Source organism: Pseudomonas sp. NFACC32-1, from assembly GCF_900101215.1.
Lineage (GTDB): Bacteria > Pseudomonadota > Gammaproteobacteria > Pseudomonadales > Pseudomonadaceae > Aquipseudomonas.
Map to the genome: position 1 here is coordinate 175,801 of NZ_FMUL01000008.1, position 15,127 is coordinate 190,927.

Genomic DNA, 15,127 nt, shown 5'->3' on the forward strand with positions numbered 1-15,127 from the left:
AAAAAAGAGCGAGGTAATTCCTAATCAGTTAAATGCACTGTCATTTATTACAGTTTATCTGGTTGCGGTTGGCTTTACTCTGGAGTCTCCACTACTCATCATGAGGATGAATCGATGAACCGATTGATAAATGGACTTACCCTGGCAGCATTGCTGGCAGGTATTCATCAAATCGCGCTGGCGGATGACTGCACCGAGGGGTGGCGCAAAAGCTCGGCCGCCCAGAGTTGCGGGGCGCAAGGCCAAGGAATAGGGGGCGGCTGGGCCGATATCAAGGATGAAGGCAACGGGCAGTGCTTGCTTCATACCTGGTGCACGGTAGGCCCAACCCACAATGGCATGCCAAACTCCTTCCGTGGCACGCCCGATACGCTGTCCAAGCTGCAAAATATCAACGGAGTGCTCAAGGTCGCTCCATGACTTTGAAAGGCGTCGAGGTCGGGCAGCGCGGAATCAGCGTCGACTCCGCGCTTGCCGTTTTGCCCCGAGTGCTGTCGCTTGCGACCGAAGTGGTCTGAAGCGGCATTGGTATCGAGAATGACCGCAAGGCCTGTTGGATGCGGGTCGGCCTGCTTCTCCTCAAGCGAGGTTGAAAGCCATGACAATGTCCAGGTTTCGGGTGTTTGTCGGCGTGCTGACCTTCTGGTGTCTGTTCATCCGCCCTGCTGCTACTTCCGAGCTTTCCTGCGAGCAGGCATGGGGAGCCAACCCCATCAGCTCCAGCTGCAAGGCGACGGTGAGCGCCGTGGAGGGGCGCCCACCTCGCGCGATGATCGAGCCTCAGGGCAACGGGCAATGCCGGATCACCGTGACGTGCAGAAACGCCTACGGTGGAGGCACGCCCAACGAGGTCGAAGGGGTCAGCGTCATCGAGGTGAAAAGTCTTCACATCTGCAACGGCATCCTTCAACGGGAGTCCTGTGGGGACCTGTTTCGACCCTGATCGTTTTTTCAGCGTACGGCATCGCTGTTGGTGCCTGGCGCCCAGCGCGAAACCAACACGCGGTCGACGATCCAGATCACCACCAGCGACGCGCCCACCAACGGAAACACCACCGCCAGGGCCAGCATGATGAACACCCCGGTCTTCCAGGTCGGCAAGTCGTGACGCAACGGCGGCACGCCGAACTTGCCCTGGGGCCGGCGTTTCCACCAGATCACCAGACCGCTGACGGCACTGAGCAGAATCATCAGGCAGATCAGCAGCACGATGATCTGGTTCAGCGGGCCGAACATCTTGCCTTCATGCAGCATTACGCCGGTTTCGGTGGCGCGGGCGACGATGCTGTACTGCTCCCAGCGCACGTCCGCCAGGACCTTGCCGGTGTATTGATCGATATGCAGGGTGGCGTCGTTGCGCGGGTCGTCGGCGAAGACGGCAATGGTGAATACGCCGCTGGCGGTCTTCGGCAGGGTGATGCTGTAGCCGGGCGTCACGTTGCGTTCGCTGGCGATGTCCTGCACAGCCTGCAGGCTGACCGTCGGGGCGGCGGGGCCTTCATGCTGGCGGCCATGGCCCATGTGTTCGGCATGGTCGCCGGACATCGGCATCGGAGTGTTTTCCACGGCCCAGGGCACGGTCTGGCGATGAGCGTTGTTGAGGCTGCGGGCCTCCACGTCGGACTTGGGTACGTCGTTCCACATCGCCGCCGGAAAGCGATTCCAGAGGTCGGCGTACTGCTTGCCCCAGAAGCCGGTCCAGGTCATGCCACTGAGCAGCATCACCAGCAGCAAAGCCGCGCCCCAGAAACCCATGACGACATGCAAGTCGCGCCAGAACAGCCGGCCGCGAACGTGCCATCGGGGCCAGAGTACACCGGCCGTCGATTGCCCGCGTGGCCACCACAGGTACAGCCCCGACACCACCAGCACCACGCCCCAGCCGGCGGCCATTTCCACCAGCCGGTCACCGATGGTGCCGATCAGCAACTCGCCGTGGATGGCCCGGGCCATGGCCTGGAGGTTGTTCTTCGCATCCTGTTCGCCGAGCACGTCGCCATGGTACGGATCGATGTACACATTCAATTCCCGGCCCTTTTCGATCACCACGAATTGCGCGCTGCGCCCGGCGTCGGGCGGCGGCAGGTATTGGGTGACCTGGCCTTCGGGGTAGGCCTGGCGAACCCGCTTGAGCAGGTCGTCCGCCGCCAGGGTGTGATGCCCGGCGGGTACGTTCAGCAGGCTGCCGTACATCAATGGGTCGAGCTGTGGCTTGAACAGGTAGATGATACCGGTCAGGGCCAGCATCACCATGAACGGCGCCACGAACAGCCCGGCATAAAAATGCCAGCGCCAGGCCAGGTTGTAGAAATTCGGTTTCGGTTGGCTCATTGCAAAGCGCTCCGCAGGGCAAATAGGTCGTTATGTTGTGCCGTCAGTCAAGGTGGGATCGAACCCTGTGGGAGCGAGCTTGCTCGCGATAGCAATGGTTCAGCCTGCATCGATGTTGAATGTGCCTTCGCCATCGCGAGCAAGCTCGCTCCCACGGTTTGTGTCCTTGCTGACGGATCTCCGGTGCCGGTTAGAAACTCATGTCCACCTTGGTCCAGAGCGTGCGCCCCGGTTCGTTGATGGCCTGCGGGTCGCTTGCCGGGTAGCCGAACCCGGCATTGCCGGCCAGGTTCAGGTGTTCGGCATAGGCTTTGCCGAACAGGTTGTCGACGCCGCTGCTGACCTTCCAGTGTTTGTTGATGCGGTAGGCACCGTTGAGCGAGAACACGCCGAAGCCCGAGCTCTTGCCATAGTCCTTGCCCACCACGTTGCCCCTGTTCTCGTCGACCCGATGCTGCGCCGCCACCACACGCCACAAGGCGCCGGCGCTCCAGCGGTCTTCGCTGTAGGTCAGCCCGAGGCGGGCATCGAGCGGTGGCATCTGCGCCAGGGCGCTGCCATCGCTGCTGTTCTTGCCCCAGGCGTAGGCCAGGGTCGCATCGGTCTTCCAGTGGTCGGTCAACGGGTAGGCCGCGCCCAGTTCGCCACCCATGATTCGCGCATCGATGTTCTCGGCACGGGAGGTGGTCCCCATCATGCCGGGCGTGTAGTCGAACAGGATGTAGTCGCGAATCTGCCCGACATAACCCGAGGCCCAGGCTTCGAGGGTTTCGCTCTTGTATTGCAGGCCGAAGTCGAGCTGGGTGGTCTTTTCCGGCTTGATCGAGTCGAAGGCATTCAGCGAACCGCTGGGGCCCGCGTTCGGCGAGAATAGCTCCCAGTAATCCGGGAAGCGTTGGGCGTGGCCCAGGCCCGCGTAAAGAGTGGTCGGGCTGTCGGCCAAGTCATGTTCATAGCGGACAAAACCGCTGGGCAGGGTGTCGGCCCGGGTCTCGTCGGCGGTGGGGTTGGGGCGGGCCGACATGCCGGAACCGATGCTCTGGCGATAGTCCTTGGCCGAGGCGCGGTCGAGCCGGGCGCCGCTCACCAGCCGGTCGCGGTCGGCGACGTACCAGGTCATTTCGCCGAAAACGCCATAGTTGTGGAAGTCGGCGTCCTTGGTGTACGGCAGATCCTTGTAGGTATCGATGCCCATGCCGCTGCGCTGGCGATGCTCGTTGGTCTGGGCGTCCAGTCCGCTGATCAACTGCACGTCGGCCCAGCGCCAGGTGGCCTTGATACGTGTGCCCAGGGTGCGGCGGTCGACATTGGAAGCCATGGGCCCGGCCATCATCCCGGTGCCGGATGGCGTGCGCAGGGTGTAGTTGTCCATGACGTGGTCGGCATAGTTGTAGTAGACCTGGGCCTCGACCTTGTCCAGCACGTCACCGATGTTCGATCGCTCGAAACGCAGCCCGAGGCTTTCGCGCTTGAATTGCGAACCGTCCATGCCTCGCCCTGCGTAGCGCGCTTCACCGTCGCCCTTGCCCGCGGTCAGTTCCAGCAGGGTGTCGGCGTCCGGCGTCCAGCCAAGGGTGACGTCGCCGTTCCACTTGTCGTAGCGCGATGGCACGGTGTCGTTGTTGCCGTCACGATAATCGTCCGAGTGGGCCGTGTTGCCGATCACCCGTACATAACCCAGTGGGCCGCCGGCGGCGGCATCCAGCACCTTGTCGAAGCGACCGTTGGAGCCGGCCAGCACACTGGCGTTGACCCGGGTGCCCAGTTCGCCGAACTGCTCCGGCTCGCGTTCGAACAGGACGGTCCCGGCCGATGCGCCAGGGCCCCAGAGCACCGTTTGCGGGCCCTTGATGACGGTGAGCTTGTCGTAGGTTTCCGGCGAAATGTAGGAGGTCGGCGCATCCATGCGGCCCGGGCAGGCGCCCAGCAGCATGCTGCCGTTGGTGAGGATATTCAGTCGCGAGCCGAACATGCCCCGCAGCACCGGATCGCCATTGGTGCCGCCGTTGCGTACCAGGGCAAAGCCGGGAATGGTCTTGAGGTAATCGCCGCCGTCACTGGCCGGCACCGGCTGGCGCGGATCCTTGGGATCGGTGACGACGGTCAGGGGTGAACTGGGGGCGATGGCGGTGATGACCGTCGGGCTCAGCTCTTCGAGCTGGCCTTCGTGATGATCGTGCTCATCGGCCAGCGTGTGTTGGGCCAGCAACAGGCCGCACAGCGCAGCGACCATAGGGCGTAAACGAACCCGTGGCTCGTTCGGGAGGCATCGAACCAAAGCGATGCCGGCAGAAAACCTGGACATGAGGATTCCATCGAACAGACGTAAACGACACGGTCGGGCAGCCTGGGGCTGTCTTGTGCGACCGGGTGAAGTAAGTGTCGGGCTTACGCGGCGAAGGGCGGTGCGCGGGTGCGGGCACCCGGGAAGAAGGAGGGCCGGACATGGCCCAGGCGTGGGGACGGGCTGGTGTGGGTGTTGGCCGTTGGCGTGTCGAAAACGGCGAAGGATTGTCCGCCCGGCAGGGCAGGGCAATTGAACAACAGGCTGCAGTAGCCGCACTTTTCCCACAGCGCATGGTGCTGGCTCTGGGGGGCACAGTGCTCGGCGGCTGTCGCGTCGTGCTCGGCTTGGGCACTCGTCGACATGTCCATCGTGTCCATGCCCATCATGCCCATGCTCATGTCCATATTCATGGACGCAGGCATAGGCCGATCCATCGGCATCGACTGAGAAATCAGTGGACCGATGAAGATCATCAGCATCGCGAACAGGCTGATCCAGCTGCCGCGTGCCAGGCTCATGGGCTGGCGACGGGGACGGGCCGGGCTGCTGCGGGGGTTACCCATGGACAAGCTCGATCAGTGTGCGTGCATCGACGGCTTGCTGCCGTCGGGGGCTTTTTTCTGCACCGCGACGTCGACGGTGATATCCCCGGCTTTTTCGAAATGCAGTGTCATGGGGAAACGCTTGCCGTCGCTCAAAAGGCTGCGGTCCTTGAGCTCCAGCAACATCACGTGATAAGCCATCGGCGCGAAGGTGACGGTAGCGCCGGGGGCGATATCCACCACGGGCACCGGCTGCATCTTCATCAGGTCGTCTTGCTTCACGTGCTCGTGGAGCTCGGCCTTGGCGGCAATCGGCGATTCGACGCTGAGCAGTCTGTCGGCACTCTTGCCGGTGTTGTGAAGCACGAAGTACGCAGCCACGGTGGGCGCGTTGGGTGGCAGTTCCTGGGACCACGGGTGGCCGATCTCCAGTTCCCCCGCTTTGTACTGATGTGCGTGGGCGAAGCCGACGGGAAGCAACAGGGCGGCCAGCAGGATGAGTCTGTTCAACATGGCAGTTCTCCGAAGTGATTCAGGGCGCAGGTATGTGCGAAAGGAATCAGACCAGAGGCGAGGCGCGGGGGTTGAGACTTGGCCATTGCTGGCGCGCAGTGAGGCTGTCGAGCGTCGGAGGGACGGCGCCGGCGTGGGCCAGTCGCGCATCCACGTACAATTGCGCAGGTTGCCCGGCCAGCGCCACCAGCGGCGCGGAACCGGAACAGCACCAGCAATGCTGCATCGTCGAGTGATCGTCGTTCTGCGGCGTATTCTGTTCGAACTTGCCCAGGGAAATCGCCACCATCTTCGTGCCGCTGGACGAACAGAAACTGCCCCAGAGCAGTTGCTCGGCCGGCGCGTTTGCAGTCGCTGAAGCGTTCCCGGAAAGCGGCATGGCGAGCATGTTGAACAGCACTGCGAAGCAGGCGATCCAGGCAAATGCAAGCCGTTGTCGGGACATGGGGCAATCCGCTCGGTTGGGCGATCAGGTGGCGGTATTTAGCCTGATCGAGGGGCAGAAGTAAAAAAGCCATGTGCGGTGTAGGGTCGCAGGGCTCGTATTAACAGTAGCAACAGATTCGCAAGGGAGCGTTCTGTCGTGGTGGCGACAAAATCCATGGCGCTTGATCTCAGGATCCGCGCGACGTGGACAGCGCTGCCAATAGCTCGTCGAGCGTCCCGAATTCCCGGTCCACTTCCGGCAATGGGGGGCGCTTCAATACCAGCACCGGTATCCCGCGTTCGCGAGCCACTTCCAGCTTCGGCTCGGTGGCCGTACTACCGCTGTTCTTGCTGATAAGCACATCGATCCGCCGTCGCTCGAACAGTTCGCGTTCGTCGTCGATATTGAACGGCCCGCGGGCGCCGATGACTTCGCAGCGTTCATTGCCGGGGTAAACGTCCAGGGCACGCAGGGTCCAGAACTGTTCGGGGGGAATTTCGTGCAGGTGCTGCAACGGTTCGCGGCCCAAGGTGAACAAGGGGCGGCGGAACGGCTGCAGGGCCTGGATCAGCGCGTCCCAGTCGGCCACCTCGCGCCAGTCGTCACCGGCCAGGGGGTGCCATGCCGGACGGCGCAGGGCCCAGCAGGGGAGGCCACAGGCGCGGGCCGCCTGGGCGGCGTTATGGCTGATCCGGGCGGCGTAGGGATGAGTGGCATCCAGCAACAGGTCGACGTGGTGCTCGCGGATGAATTGCGCCAGCCCTTGCGCGCCGCCGTAACCGCCCACGCGAACCTGGCACGCCAGGTCCGTGGGAACACGGCCGATGCCCGCCAGGCTGTAGATATGGTCAGGCCCCAGCGTACGGGCGATGGCCAGGGCTTCGGTGACGCCGCCCAACAACAGGATTCGATTCATTGCAGGGCTCCGGCATGACCGACGATCCCGCCCTGGCGGTCGATGGCGAAGACTTCGACCTGAACCTGGGCCGGTACGATGCTCCGGGCGAAGGCCAGGGCGTGCCCGCACACCGCGTCGCCCAGGGCGATGCCGGCGGCGCTGGCCATTGCCAGGGCTTGCTGGCTGGTGTTGGCATGGCGGATGTCATCTTGCAGAGCTTCATCGGCACCGACAGCGGCCGCCCATGCCGCCAGTTGTGGCAGGTCGATGCTCGAATGACGGCTGTGCAGGTCCATGTGCCCGGCGGCGAGCTTGCTGATTTTGCCGAAGCCGCCGCAGAGGCTGAGCTTTTCCACCGCAACCTTGCGGACATGCTTGAGTACGGCGCCAACGAAGTCGCCCATTTCGATCAGGGCGATTTCCGGCAGGTCGTAGACCCGGCGCATGGTGTCCTCACTGGCGTTGCCGGTGCAGGCGGCGATGTGCAGGTAGCCGTTGGTCTTCGCCACGTCGATGCCCTGGTGGATCGACGCGATATAGGCCGCGCAGGAAAAGGGCCGGACGATGCCGCTGGTGCCCAGGATCGACAGGCCGCCGAGAATGCCGAGCCGTGGGTTCATGGTCTTCAGCGCCAGGGCCTCGCCGCCCTCGACGTTGACGGTGACCTCGAAGCCCCCGGTGTAGCCGGTCTCCCCGGCCAGGCGGCCGAGGTGATCGCCGATCATCTTTCGTGGTACCGGATTGATCGCCGGCTCGCCGACCTCCAGGACCAGTCCCGGCCGCGTCACGGTGCCCACGCCGCGCCCTGCCAGGAAGCGGACCCCGGGCTCGGGCATCAGTCGGACCTGGGAAAACAGCAGCGCCCCGTGGGTGACATCCGGATCGTCGCCGGCGTCCTTGAGCGTCCCGGCCTCGGCCCCCAGTTCGGTCAGTCGACAGAACTCCAGGCGCATCTGCACGTGCTTGCCCTTGGGCAGGACGATCTCCACGGCGTCGGCACTGATGCCGCACAGCAACAGGCGCGCCGCCGCGAGGCTGGTGGCGGTGGCGCAGCTGCCGGTGGTCAGGCCGCTGCGCAGGGGGGCGGGTTGCTCGGCGGTTTCGTCACGCATCGAGGGGTTTTACCAATTCCAGCAACGTGATCGGCAGCGCCTGGCGCCAGGTGTCGAATCCGCCCAGTGGCTGGGCCTGGGCGACATGAATGCGGGTCAGCTCGCCGCCATGACGTTCGCGCCAGGCCATGAGCGCCACCTCGCTTTGCAGGGTCACGGCGTTGGCCACCAGGCGTCCGCCGGGCTTGAGCCGGCTCCAGCAGGTCTCGAACACGCCTTCACGGGTGACTCCGCCACCGATGAATACGGCATCCGGAGCGTCCAGCCCCTCCAGCGCCTCTGGGGCTCGCCCACGGATCAATTGCAGGCCGGGCACACCGAGGGCGTCGCGATTGCGCTCGATCAGGTCCTGGCGTTGCTCGTCCGCTTCGATGGCCAGGGCGCGGCAGCTTCGATGGGCGCGCATCCATTCGATACCGATGGATCCGCTGCCGGCGCCAACGTCCCAGAGCAGTTCGCCGGGCGTCGGGGCGAGGCGGGCCAGGGTGATGGCTCGGACATCGCGCTTGGTCAACTGGCCGTCATGTTCGAATGCGTGATCGGGCAAGCCGGCCAGGCGTGACAGGCGCAACGCCGTGGGGTCGGCCCGGCACTCGATGGCGATCAGGTTCAGGTCGGCGACGGCCGGATCGGCCCACTGGGCCGCGCTGCCCTGGATTCGCCGTTCCGCCGGGCCGCCGAGATGCTCCAGCACGGTCATGGGGCTGGGGCCGAAGCCGCGCTCGCGCAGCAGCGCCGCCACTGCCGCCGGGCTATGACGGTCATTGCTCAGCAGCACCAGCCTGACGCCCGTGGACAGACAGGCGTTGAGCGCCGCCAGGGGGCGCGCCACCAGCGACAGGGTGAGCACTTCCTGCAACGGCCAGCCCATGCGTGCCGCCGCCAGCGAACAGGACGAGGGTGCCGGGATGACCCGCATCTGCTCCGCAGCCACCTGCTTGGCCAGGCTGGCCCCCACGCCGTAGAACATCGGATCGCCGCTGGCCAGTACGCACACCGGCTCGCCGCGGCGTGCCAGCAGCGGTTCGAGGGAAAACGGACTGGGCCATGGCTCCCGCTCGCTGCGGATGCAAGCCGGCAGCAACGCCAACTGACGGGCACTGCCGACGATACGCGGGGCCTGCAGCAGGGCGTGGCGAGCCGTGCGGCCCAGGCCTTTGAAGCCGTCTTCGCCGATGCCCACGATGGTCAACCAGGGGGTCATCTTTGTTCCTCGAATGGGGTTGTTTGATTGGCGAACCGTTGCGTTCGCGAACCGGGCCGCCATCATAACGCGCCGAAACCCGTGGAAGCAGGATCCGCGCGACAAGTCGATGCCAGCCTTATCGACAGACGTACCTGAGGATATAGGCGTATAGGTCGTTGAAAACGGCGTCGGGCACGTGTTCGGCGTGTACTCGTGCCTCGTGGAGCGCCAGGTGGCATTGCCTGACCATTTCCTCGCGATCGCCAATGAGCTGGAGTCGATTGTTGACAATGGCTTCAAAGACACTTGCGTAGGCCACCTTGGGCCCGTCTATGACCAGGGCCCCGTTCGAGCCCCGGGTATAGGTATTCTGGACGCGCAGCAAGCGCTCCCGGAGCTGGCCGAGCCCGCGCTCGTAGAGGAACATCCGAGAGCCGTCGACTGCTTTGGCAGCGGTCTCGAGAGCGAGGATCGTCGCCTGGGCGTTAGCCAGGCTGGCATTGAGCGCCGACAGCGGGACGAACCTTTCCATCTCGTTTTTTTCCAGGCTCCTGAGTGCCCGGTGAATGCTCGACAGGTGCGCGAATTCTTTCTTGCAGGCAACGATGTGGGTTTCGAACTGGTACCCGGCGGCTGTCGCCATGGGGGGGAAGGTAACGAAGTCGATGCTGTCGAAGGCGCATTCCATGATGATGTTGTACCTGCACTGGAAGGCCTTCTCGAAGATTTTCGTGCTGACTTCCCGGACAAACGCCTCCGTATGCTCATAGGCGTGCGATGCGCCGTGCTTGATCATCTGTGGGTACTGCGGATGTTTTTCCCGGTACTCGGGCAGGTACAGGCGTACGTAGTTGTCGTAGCGCCGGGAGGGCAGGAGGTTCTTTTCCAGCAGATAGGTTTTGCCCGAGCCTTGCGCTCCGGCAGTGACCAGCATCCTGGGAACCGCCTCGGCCGTGATGCCACTCAGCAGCGTGGCAATGATTTCCTCGTACGCGGCGGTGACCTGCGCCGATGTGTAGGTGTAGGTGTGGTTCGGAGCGTGTGACATCCCTGATTTCCTTATCGAGGATTGGTTGAAGTAATCGCCTGCCCTTTGAATAAAGCGGTGTTTTCCGACTTGTTCAAACCAGTCCTGGTTTCAATTCATGTCACTGTTTTTAAAGGTAAAAAGTACTACGAGGCAGGCGACGGGATCCCACGCTCCGGGGGCTTGTCTGCCTTCGGCAGAAACTCGCTGGCGAGGTCGTCGGCCAGGCCGTGAGGGACGCGATTGGCAAGGGGGTTGCGCAATCCGACCGGCAAGCTTTTCATGACCCCCGGCAAAGCAGGCATAATGGCCGTCCTTCGCCGCCGTGGCGTGCCTCATTGACCGGTTTCCCTTGAACGAACGTCCATCCTCCTGCGTCATCCGCCCCTCGGGTTGTCCGGGGTTGCTGCGTGTCGTCCAGGCGCTGGACGGCGGGATCTGTCGGATCAAGCTCGACGGCGGGTCCATCCAGGCAGTCCAGGCTGAAGCCGTGGCGTCGGCGGCCGAGCGGTTTGCCGGTGGCGTCATCGAGGCGACTAATCGTGCCAACCTGCAGATCCGCGGGATCGGCCTCGAGCAGGAGGCCCTGATCGCCCAACTGCTGGCCGTCGGCCTCGGCCCTCATAAACCGGCCGGTGACGATGTCCGTAACCTGATGCTCAGCCCGTCGGCCGGGATCGACCGGCAGATGCTGATCGACACCCGGCCGCTGGCCGCGCGGATCCTGCTCACCCTGCAGACCCATGAACGCTTTCATGAGCTGTCGGCCAAGTTCGCCGTGCAACTGGACGGCGCAGAGGCCATGGCGATGCTCGAACACCCTCACGACCTGTGGCTGTCAGCCCTGGTCCAGGACGGTGAGCCTTGGCTGGCTTTCGGGTTGGCCGGCTCGCCACTGGATAAGCCGGCCGGGAGGGTGCCGCTGGGACAGGGGCACGCCCTGGTGGTGGCGGTGCTGGAACTGTTTCTCGACCTGGCCCGCCCGGACCAGACGCGCATGCGCCACCTGCTGGCGCAAATCACGGTGGATGCGTTCATCGCTCGATTGGCTCAACGCGTCCCCCTGCAACCATGCGGAGACTGGCGACGTCTCCCGTCCGAGGATGGATTGCACATCGGCATCCATTCTCAGCACGACGAGCGATTCTACGTCGGCGCCGCGCCCCCCTTGGGGCGGCTCGACGCCGCCATGCTGCGCGGCGCGGCGCAACTGGCACGGGACAAGGGCGATGGCAGCCTGCGCCTGACCCCCTGGCAAAGCCTGTTGTTGCCCAACATCGACCGCCAGGACGCGGACGAAGTGCTGGCGCGGCTCGAAGAGCTGGGCCTGGTGGGCTCGCTCGCCCGCCCCCTGGCGCACCTTATCGCCTGCACCGGCTCCAGTGGTTGCGGCAAGGCCCTGGCCGACACCAAGGCCGATGCCCGGCAATTGGCTGAACGGCTGCATGGCCAGGGCCGCGCCTTGAAAGTCCATTTGTCCGGCTGCCCGCGTTCCTGCGCGGCGGCCCATATCGCGCCCGTCACCCTGCTGGCGGTCGCCCCCGGTCGTTACGACCTCTATCTTCGCGATGCCGCGCTGCCGGGTTTCGGCGCGTTGCAGGCGCACAACCTGACAATCGAGTCGGTCGGCCACTGGCTCGACGCTCACCCCCGGAGTCCCCTTGATGCTTGATTACATCCGCGACGGTCAGGAGATCTATCGCAACTCCTTCGCGATCATTCGCGCCGAGGCGAACCTGGCGCGTATCCCGGCCGACCTGGAAAAACTCGCCGTGCGGGTCATACACGCCTGCGGCATGGTCGAGGCCGTGGATGGCCTGCAGTTTTCCGAGGGCGCGGGTACCGCCGGGCGCCAGGCGCTGGCCGCCGGTGCGCCGATCCTTTGCGATGCGCGCATGGTGTCCGAGGGGGTGACCCGGGCCCGGCTGCCTGCCAACAATCCGGTGATCTGCACATTGCGTGACGAGCGCGTGCCGCAACTGGCCCATGAGCTGGGCAATACCCGTTCGGCAGCGGCCCTGGAGCTGTGGCGCCCGCACCTGGAAGGCAGTGTCGTGGTGATCGGCAACGCGCCGACCGCGCTGTTCTACCTGTTGGAGATGCTCGATGCCGGCGCGCCGAAACCAGCGTTGATCCTGGGATTCCCGGTGGGCTTCGTCGGTGCCGCCGAGTCCAAGGCGATGCTGGCGGCCGACAGTCGTGGCGTGCCGTTCGTGATCATGCAAGGCCGGCTTGGCGGCAGCGCCATGGCCGCCGCCGCTGTCAACGCCCTCGCCACGGAGATTGAATGATGCAGCAGCCTGGACGTCTGATCGGCCTCGGCGTGGGCCCCGGTGATCCTGAACTGATCACGCTCAAGGCGCTGCGCCTGCTGCGGGAGTCGCCGGTGGTGGCGTACTTCGTTGCCAAGGGCAAGAAAGGCAATGCCTTCGGCATCATCGAAAGCCATCTGCAAGCCGAGCAGACGTTGCTGCCACTGGTCTACCCGGTCACTACCGAGGCGCTGCCGGCGCCGTTGTCCTATGAACAGGTGATCGCCGATTTCTACGATACCGCCGCCCAGCAATTGGCGGTGCATCTGGATGCCGGTCGCGACGTGGCGGTGATCTGCGAAGGCGATCCGTTCTTCTATGGCTCCTACATGTACCTGCACGATCGCCTGGCCGAGCGCTATGTGGCCGAAGTCATTCCCGGCGTCTGTTCGATGCTGGGCGGGGCCTCGGTACTGGGAGCGCCGCTGGTGTATCGCAACCAGAGCCTGTCGGTGCTGTCCGGTGTGCTGCCCCATGAGGAACTCAAGCGCCGCCTGGCCGATGCCGATGCGGCGGTGATCATGAAGCTGGGGCGCAACTTCCCCAAGGTCCGCCAGGTGCTCGGTGAGCTGGGCCTGGACGGGCGGGCGCTCTACGTCGAGCGGGCTACCATGGCCAATCAGAAGATCGTGCCGCTGGATGAAGTCGAGCCGATGTCCTCGCCGTACTTCTCGCTGATCATCGTGCCGGGCGAGCGGTGGCAAGGATGACGTCCGGGACTGCAGCAATCGTCATCCTCGGCCCGGGCAGCCTCGCAACGGCCCGGCGGATCCAGCAGCGCTATCCCGACGCGTTGATTCACGGTCTGGCCGGGCGGGTCGAGGGTGTGGATCGCTCCTACACCGAGTTTGGCGCGACGCTGCGCGAGCTTTATCAACAAGACACGCCGATCATCGCCCTGTGCGCGGCCGGCATCGTCATCCGTACCCTGGCGCCGCTGTTGCTGGAAAAAGGCGCGGAGCCGCCGGTGCTGGCAGTGGCGGAAGACGGCAGTGCCGTGGTGCCGCTGCTGGGCGGCCTGGGCGGCGTCAATGTCCTGGCCCGGGAGATTGCCGATACCCTGCAGGTCGCTGCGGCGATCACCACCAGCGGCGAATTGCGTTTCGGCACTTGCCTGTTGAATCCGCCGGGCGGCTATCGCCTTGGCGACCTTGAACAGGGCAAGCGCTTTGTCTCCGACCTGCTGGCCGGCGAGACGGTGCGCATCGAAGGCGCCGCATCCTGGCTGGACCAGGCGCAGTTGCCCCAGGACGCTCAGGCGCGCCTGGCGATCCGTATCGATTGCAGTGCGGCCCCGCCGTCGCCTGACGAGTTGCGCATCTACCCGCGCCAGGTGGTGGTGGCGACAAGGACAGGCAGGTCGGAGGTTGCCACTGTCGTCGCAGATGCCTTGCGCCAGGAGGGCCTGGCGGTGCAATCGCTGGCGTGCCTGCTGGCCCCTGACACCGACATGGCGCGTCCCGGGTTGCATCAGGCGGCCTCGGCACTGGAGGTGCCGCTGCGCTTCGCCCCGGCCGGTAACGATATTGCCCGGTGGATGAGCGAGTCCCTCGGCCAACCGGCATCGCTACGGGTCACCGCTGACCTGGCCATCGCTGTGGCCAAGCACCCCGTCGACCCGCAACGGATCGGCCGTCCCCGGGGGCGTCTGGCGGTGATCGGCCTGGGGCCTGGAGCGGCGCAGTTGATGGTGCCGGCGGTACGCGCCGAACTCGACCTGGCCACCGATGTGCTGGGCTATGAAACCTATGTGCGGATGGCGGGGCCGTTCCGGGCCGATCAGGTGCAGCATTGCACCGACAACCGTGAAGAAATGCAGCGTGCCCGGCATGCCTTCGAGCTGGCCGCCCAGGGCCGACGCGTGGTGGTGGTATCGTCCGGCGATCCAGGCGTGTTCGCCATGGCGGCAGCGGTGCTGGAAGCGCTCCATGAGTCGCCGGATGTCCACTGGCACAACGTCGATCTGCAGATCCTGCCGGGCGTCTCGGCCTCCCTGGCTACGGCCGCCCAGGCCGGTGCGCCCCTGGGGCACGATTTCTGCGTGATGTCGCTGTCGGACAACCTCAAGCCCTGGTCGGTCATCGAGAAGCGTCTGGACCTGGCCGCACAGGCAGACCTGGCCCTGGCGTTCTATAACCCGATTTCCCGGTCGCGGCCCTGGCAACTGGGACGAGCGCTGGAAATCGTCGCGCACCATCGCAGCCCTGAGACGCCGGTGGTCCTGGGGCGCGACATCGCGCGCCCGGGCCAGACGCTGCGGGTCACCACACTGGGCCAATTGACGCCGGACCAGGTGGATATGCGCACCATGGTGCTGGTGGGCTCTTCCACCACCTGTGTCTTTCCTCGCGCCGAAGGTGGCGACTGGGTATATACCCCACGCTGGTATGGCGAAAAGCCTCTTTGATGCAACTCGGCAGCCCGCTCGGGCTGCCATCACCCCGAGGTCTGCTTGGTTGCATGCGGTCGGTAAAACAGCAAGTTGTCGATAA

The 15,127-nt window shown here is 64.7% G+C and carries 15 protein-coding genes; 6 read left to right on the forward strand and 9 right to left on the reverse strand.

Translation table 11 applies throughout. The features are described from left to right. The first annotated feature begins 114 nt into the window (after window positions 1–114). Window positions 115–420, forward strand: coding sequence for a hypothetical protein (locus BLP99_RS14890; protein ID WP_072397851.1), 306 nt, complete (start codon window positions 115–117; stop codon window positions 418–420). Between the two features lie 178 nt (window positions 421–598). Then, window positions 599–943 (forward strand): hypothetical protein, encoded by a 345-nt coding sequence (locus tag BLP99_RS14895; protein ID WP_072431718.1) that lies wholly within the window; start codon window positions 599–601, stop codon window positions 941–943. An 8-nt stretch (window positions 944–951) separates the two neighbouring features. On the opposite strand, the gene BLP99_RS14900 is transcribed toward BLP99_RS14895, so the two are convergent. The 9 genes from BLP99_RS14900 to BLP99_RS14940 form a co-directional block, all read right to left on the reverse strand. Further along, entirely contained in the window at window positions 952–2,331 is a 1,380-nt protein-coding gene (locus BLP99_RS14900; RefSeq protein WP_092180651.1) for a PepSY-associated TM helix domain-containing protein, read from the reverse strand. A gap of 190 nt (window positions 2,332–2,521) precedes the next feature. Beyond that, a complete protein-coding gene (locus tag BLP99_RS14905; protein ID WP_092180654.1) occupies window positions 2,522–4,636 on the reverse strand; it encodes a TonB-dependent copper receptor in 2,115 nt (704 codons plus the stop codon). Window positions 4,637–4,719: 83 nt separating this feature from the next. Further along, window positions 4,720–5,136, reverse strand: a complete 417-nt coding sequence (locus BLP99_RS14910) for a DUF2946 domain-containing protein (RefSeq protein ID WP_072397907.1) — start codon at window positions 5,134–5,136, stop codon at window positions 4,720–4,722. A 57-nt stretch (window positions 5,137–5,193) separates the two neighbouring features. Continuing rightward, window positions 5,194–5,673: a copper chaperone PCu(A)C gene (locus BLP99_RS14915; protein WP_072397847.1), complete on the reverse strand. Its 480-nt coding sequence runs from the start codon at window positions 5,671–5,673 to the stop codon at window positions 5,194–5,196. A gap of 46 nt (window positions 5,674–5,719) precedes the next feature. Then, window positions 5,720–6,118, reverse strand: coding sequence for a DUF2946 domain-containing protein (locus tag BLP99_RS14920; RefSeq protein WP_072397846.1), 399 nt, complete (start codon window positions 6,116–6,118; stop codon window positions 5,720–5,722). A gap of 169 nt (window positions 6,119–6,287) precedes the next feature. Beyond that, complete coding sequence (locus BLP99_RS14925; protein WP_072458618.1) at window positions 6,288–7,016, reverse strand: cobalt-precorrin-6A reductase; 729 nt, start codon at window positions 7,014–7,016, stop codon at window positions 6,288–6,290. Further along, the gene (locus tag BLP99_RS14930) at window positions 7,013–8,110 is read right to left on the reverse strand and encodes a cobalt-precorrin-5B (C(1))-methyltransferase (protein ID WP_072397844.1); all 1,098 of its coding nucleotides are present in this window, start codon (window positions 8,108–8,110) and stop codon (window positions 7,013–7,015) included. The genes BLP99_RS14925 and BLP99_RS14930 overlap by 4 nt, the downstream gene beginning before the upstream one ends. Further along, window positions 8,103–9,314 (reverse strand): precorrin-6y C5,15-methyltransferase (decarboxylating) subunit CbiE, encoded by a 1,212-nt coding sequence (cbiE, locus tag BLP99_RS14935; protein WP_072397843.1) that lies wholly within the window; start codon window positions 9,312–9,314, stop codon window positions 8,103–8,105. The genes BLP99_RS14930 and cbiE overlap by 8 nt, the downstream gene beginning before the upstream one ends. Before the next feature lie 118 nt (window positions 9,315–9,432). After that, a complete protein-coding gene (locus BLP99_RS14940) occupies window positions 9,433–10,344 on the reverse strand; it encodes a zeta toxin family protein (protein WP_072397842.1) in 912 nt (303 codons plus the stop codon). Window positions 10,345–10,675: 331 nt separating this feature from the next. On the opposite strand from BLP99_RS14940, the gene cobG reads away from it, so the two are divergent. From cobG to cobJ, 4 genes are read left to right on the forward strand one after another with little or no spacing between them, the layout of a single operon-like run. Continuing rightward, the gene (cobG, locus tag BLP99_RS14945; RefSeq protein WP_092180656.1) at window positions 10,676–11,995 is read left to right on the forward strand and encodes a precorrin-3B synthase; all 1,320 of its coding nucleotides are present in this window, start codon (window positions 10,676–10,678) and stop codon (window positions 11,993–11,995) included. Further along, complete coding sequence (locus BLP99_RS14950; RefSeq protein ID WP_072397840.1) at window positions 11,988–12,614, forward strand: precorrin-8X methylmutase; 627 nt, start codon at window positions 11,988–11,990, stop codon at window positions 12,612–12,614. The genes cobG and BLP99_RS14950 overlap by 8 nt, the downstream gene beginning before the upstream one ends. Then, entirely contained in the window at window positions 12,614–13,345 is a 732-nt protein-coding gene (locus BLP99_RS14955) for a precorrin-2 C(20)-methyltransferase (RefSeq protein WP_072397839.1), read from the forward strand. Before BLP99_RS14950 ends, BLP99_RS14955 begins: the two co-directional genes overlap by 1 nt. Then, window positions 13,342–15,042, forward strand: a complete 1,701-nt coding sequence (gene cobJ / locus BLP99_RS14960; protein WP_092180659.1) for a precorrin-3B C(17)-methyltransferase — start codon at window positions 13,342–13,344, stop codon at window positions 15,040–15,042. Before BLP99_RS14955 ends, cobJ begins: the two co-directional genes overlap by 4 nt. Window positions 15,043–15,127 lie beyond the last annotated feature (85 nt).

Coding starts and splice junctions, on each gene's coding strand:
- BLP99_RS14890 (WP_072397851.1), top strand. CDS start 115: ATGAACCGATTGATAAATGGACTTACCCTGGCAGCATTGCTGGCAGGT.
- BLP99_RS14895 (WP_072431718.1), top strand. CDS start 599: ATGACAATGTCCAGGTTTCGGGTGTTTGTCGGCGTGCTGACCTTCTGG.
- BLP99_RS14900 (WP_092180651.1), bottom strand. CDS start 2,331: ATGAGCCAACCGAAACCGAATTTCTACAACCTGGCCTGGCGCTGGCAT.
- BLP99_RS14905 (WP_092180654.1), bottom strand. CDS start 4,636: ATGTCCAGGTTTTCTGCCGGCATCGCTTTGGTTCGATGCCTCCCGAAC.
- BLP99_RS14910 (WP_072397907.1), bottom strand. CDS start 5,136: ATGAGCCTGGCACGCGGCAGCTGGATCAGCCTGTTCGCGATGCTGATG.
- BLP99_RS14915 (WP_072397847.1), bottom strand. CDS start 5,673: ATGTTGAACAGACTCATCCTGCTGGCCGCCCTGTTGCTTCCCGTCGGC.
- BLP99_RS14920 (WP_072397846.1), bottom strand. CDS start 6,118: ATGTCCCGACAACGGCTTGCATTTGCCTGGATCGCCTGCTTCGCAGTG.
- BLP99_RS14925 (WP_072458618.1), bottom strand. CDS start 7,016: ATGAATCGAATCCTGTTGTTGGGCGGCGTCACCGAAGCCCTGGCCATC.
- BLP99_RS14930 (WP_072397844.1), bottom strand. CDS start 8,110: ATGCGTGACGAAACCGCCGAGCAACCCGCCCCCCTGCGCAGCGGCCTG.
- cbiE (WP_072397843.1), bottom strand. CDS start 9,314: ATGACCCCCTGGTTGACCATCGTGGGCATCGGCGAAGACGGCTTCAAA.
- BLP99_RS14940 (WP_072397842.1), bottom strand. CDS start 10,344: ATGTCACACGCTCCGAACCACACCTACACCTACACATCGGCGCAGGTC.
- BLP99_RS14950 (WP_072397840.1), top strand. CDS start 11,988: ATGCTTGATTACATCCGCGACGGTCAGGAGATCTATCGCAACTCCTTC.
- BLP99_RS14955 (WP_072397839.1), top strand. CDS start 12,614: ATGCAGCAGCCTGGACGTCTGATCGGCCTCGGCGTGGGCCCCGGTGAT.
- cobJ (WP_092180659.1), top strand. CDS start 13,342: ATGACGTCCGGGACTGCAGCAATCGTCATCCTCGGCCCGGGCAGCCTC.